The following is a 3816-nucleotide window of genomic DNA, read 5'->3' as shown; positions in this document are numbered from 1 at the left end:
AAATTTTGATGGTATAGAAACTTGGGATACATCAAAAGTTGTTTATATGACAAGTATGTTTGATGATGCTTTATATTTTAATCATAATATAAATAGCTGGAATGTTTCTAATGTAAAAGATATGTCTTGTATGTTTAAAGGCTGCCGAAATTTTAATCAGCCGTTAGATAAATGGGATGTTTCTAATGTTGAAGATATGTCTGAGATGTTTTTGGCTGCTTCATCATTTAATGGAAATATTTCAAATTGGAATACATCTAATGTAAAAAATATGTCTTATATGTTTTCACATGCAGAAGTTTTTAACTGCGATATTTCAAATTGGAATACTTCAAATGTTATTGACATGCTTGCTATGTTTTCACATGCAGAAGTTTTTAACTGCGATATTTCAAATTGGAATACTTCAAATGTTATTGACATGCTTGCTATGTTTTCTGATTGCAGAGAATTTAATCAGCCGTTAGATAAATGGGATATTTCAAAAGTTAAGTATATGTCTAGTATGTTTGAAAATGCTAAAAGTTTTAATCAAAATTTGAATAATTGGAATATAAGTAATGTGTCTTCATTACAGGATATGTTTGAAAATGCTGTATCTTTTAATGGTAATATTTCAAATTGGGATGTATCAAATATTGAAAATATGGAAAATATGTTTTTAGGAGCAGAGAGTTTTAATCAGGATTTGAATAATTGGAATGTTTCTAATGTAGCAGACATGTCTTGTATGTTTTATAAAGCTTCTTCCTTTAATAAAGAGAATATAAAAAAATGGCAGTTTAATAATGTTAAGAATATACATATATGTTTGATGATATACCTTTATACATCATATTTGAAGTTTATTCAAAATTGAATAATAAAAAAGCATTAAAAGAACTTAAGGAATATACATTAAATAAAGATGTTAAGGAAGTTTATTTAGAAGCCTTAAAATATTATGATAAATGCGTTGCAGAATTAGTAAAGATTTATGAAAATACTTATTATGATGAATTAAAAGAACTTATTGAAAATAAAAAAACATTTATTAAGGAAAATAATAAACTGCCTGAAAAAATTAAAATAAAAATAGATAAAAATACAGTTTATAAACCTAAAAATAAATTAGAATTAATTAATTTAATAAAATCTAAAGTAAAATTAGATAAAATAGATACTTCTTTAATAACAGATATGAGCGAAGTTTTTCGAGATTCTAGATTAAAAAAATTTGACGGTATAGAAACTTGGGATACATCTAATGTAGAAAATATGGAATTTATGTTTCTAGATGCTGTATACTTTAATCATAACATAAATAATTGGAATACTTCTAAAGTAAAATATATGAGTTATATGTTTGGACGTGCAAAACGTTTTAGCCAGCCTTTTAACCAGCCTTTAGATAACTGGGATGTATCTAATGTTGTAGATATGAGCGGTATGTTTGACGGCTGCGAAGATTTTAACCAGCCTTTAGATAATTGGGATGTATCTAATGTAATAAATATGCAAGATATGTTTAACAATTGCTTCAATTTTAATCAGCCTTTAAATAACTGGGATGTATCTAATGTAACAAATATGAAAGGTATGTTTTTTGGCTGTAAAAATTTTAATCAGCCTTTAGACAAGTGGAATGTAAGTAATGTAAAAGATATGACTACAATGTTTTGCAAGGCTCATATATTTAATCAGCCTTTAAATAAATGGAATACTTCTAAAGTTAAGTATATGTCTGGTATGTTTGCAGAATCATTGATGGAATCTAATCCGCCTTCTTGGTATGATCCTTATCTAGTGGGATATTAAAGTTAAAGATATATAAGGAGTTTTACATTATGCAAAAACAATCCAAACCAAAAACTAAAGAAGAATTAAAAAAATTAGTAAAAGATGAAAATATCAATATTAGCATCATAGATACAAGTTTTAATAATATAATATGAAAGAATTATTTAGAGATAGTATAGAAAATATTTTGCATATATAGAAACCTAATATACTTCAAATAAATTTAATCAGAGTATTTATAATTGTATTGAATATAATATGTATGTTTTTATAATATTGACAAAAAAATTAAAATAATATACTTTAAAATACAAAGGAGTTTATTTAAAGGAGATTTTATGAATGTAAATTTCGATGGAGTATCAGAAACTTTATTAATAACTTTGTATGCTAAAGCTGAGGAAACAAAAAGGAAAAATTCTATTATTAAAGATGAAAAAGCTTTAGATATAATAAATAATATAAATTATGATTTCAGCAAATTTAAAAATAAAGGAACTCAAGTAGGTGTTTCAATACGTGTAAAAATAATAGATGACATATTAAAAAATATAATATCAAATGAAAGCTGTACAATAATAAATTTGGGTGCTGGTTTGGATACTAGAGCATATAGATTCATAAATAAAAATATATATTGGTATGATATAGATTTTGAAGATGTTATTAATTTAAGAAAAGAAGTTTTTCAGGAACTTCACAATAATGATAATTACAAAGCTATACCTTCTTCTATATTAAATTTTGATTTTATAGATAGAATTGAAAAAAAAGATAAGGTAATAGTAATTGCTGAGGGAGTTTTAATGTATATGGATGAAAATGAGATAAAAATGATAATAGAAGAGTTTTCTGTAAAATTTAATAATTGTCATTTTATATTTGATACAATACCAAAATTTTTTGTGAAAAATACTAAAATGCATAGCACTGTAAAGAAAACTAATGCCGTATTTAAATGGGGATTAGATAAACCTAGATACATAGATAAGATGAGCAGTCATATACAGTTTATTGAGTTATATAATATAATGAATTTTTATAAAAATAGATGGGGATTTATGAATATTTTTTCATATATTCCATTGCTTAATAATATAGTAAATTTTAATATTATTCATATAAAAATAATTTAAATATATATTATTTGATTTTTTAAATATGTAATGTAAAAGAAAAGAAATTTAAATAAGAATTAAAAAATAGTTTTATAAGAGGTGAAAATATTAGAAAAAACAAAAAATAAATCAAATCCTAAAAAATAAATCTTATTATAAAGATGTCTATTTTGTATTATGAATATAATATAAATTGAAAGACATATATAGAAAAAAGGAACTTTAATATTAATTAAGTTCCTTTTTTTATTTGAATTCTTACTTAACTACACATCTTATATGCTTTTTAGTTAAGCCATGATAATCATGTTTATAATAATTGTAATGTACTGTAACTGAAGAATAATCAGCATTAAATTCTAATGTAGCTTCTTCTCCTTTATCTGTATTTTCATTTTTTACTTTAAATTTATTATTGTCTATTCTTATTAAATTTAAATAATAAAGATCACCATCAAATTCTAGGGGATTATCTGTATTATTCATATGCATTGGAGCTATAGCCGCTTTTCCATTTTTAATAGATACCCACATATAAAACTCAGGTTCATCATTCCATTTTGATGAAACATAAATTTTACTGTTAATTTTTTCTATTACATTATTATCACCAGCATGATTATAATCATTTCCTGATATTATCTTATTACTGCAGCTTATGATACTTAGAAAAAATAGAACACATAAAATATATAAAGTAAATAATTTTTTCATTATAAACCTCCTATAAAAAATTATAATTTAAAAAATCTCATAACATTATAAAGTGCATCTGCCTGACTAGATAATGATTTAGTTGAGGCAGAAGCTTCTTCTACTAAAGCAGCATTTTGCTGAGTAAGACTATCCATATCAGCTACAGCTTTATTTACTTGTTCTACTCCTGCATTTTGTTCTACAGCTGTAGAAGATATATCTT

The 3816-nt window shown here is 23.8% G+C and carries 3 protein-coding genes and 2 pseudogenes; 3 read left to right on the top strand and 2 right to left on the bottom strand.

The window, feature by feature from the left end:
* The 3 genes and pseudogenes from Q1J76_RS08390 to Q1J76_RS08380 all read left to right on the top strand — a co-directional run.
* The coding region (locus tag Q1J76_RS08390; protein ID WP_300369623.1) for a BspA family leucine-rich repeat surface protein at positions 1 to 859 on the top strand (859 nt) is incomplete at its 5' end.
* 215 nt (positions 860 to 1074) lie between these two features.
* Positions 1075 to 1731: pseudogene (locus tag Q1J76_RS08385) on the top strand (BspA family leucine-rich repeat surface protein); the annotation flags it as partial.
* A 386-nt stretch (positions 1732 to 2117) separates the two neighbouring features.
* Positions 2118 to 2915: a class I SAM-dependent methyltransferase gene (locus Q1J76_RS08380; protein ID WP_300369621.1), complete on the top strand. Its 798-nt coding sequence runs from the start codon at positions 2118 to 2120 to the stop codon at positions 2913 to 2915.
* Positions 2916 to 3155: 240 nt separating this feature from the next.
* Here Q1J76_RS08380 and Q1J76_RS08375 read toward each other — a convergent pair whose 3' ends face one another.
* The gene (locus Q1J76_RS08375; RefSeq protein ID WP_300369620.1) at positions 3156 to 3611 is read right to left on the bottom strand and encodes a hypothetical protein; all 456 of its coding nucleotides are present in this window, start codon (positions 3609 to 3611) and stop codon (positions 3156 to 3158) included.
* Between the two features lie 20 nt (positions 3612 to 3631).
* A pseudogene (locus Q1J76_RS08370) lies at positions 3632 to 3816 on the bottom strand (methyl-accepting chemotaxis protein); the annotation flags it as partial.

The organism is Brachyspira sp., assembly GCF_029258575.1.
Classification (GTDB): domain Bacteria; phylum Spirochaetota; class Brachyspiria; order Brachyspirales; family Brachyspiraceae; genus Brachyspira.
Note: the sequence above shows the minus strand (reverse complement) of the source record. Positions and strands in the feature narration are given on the sequence as shown.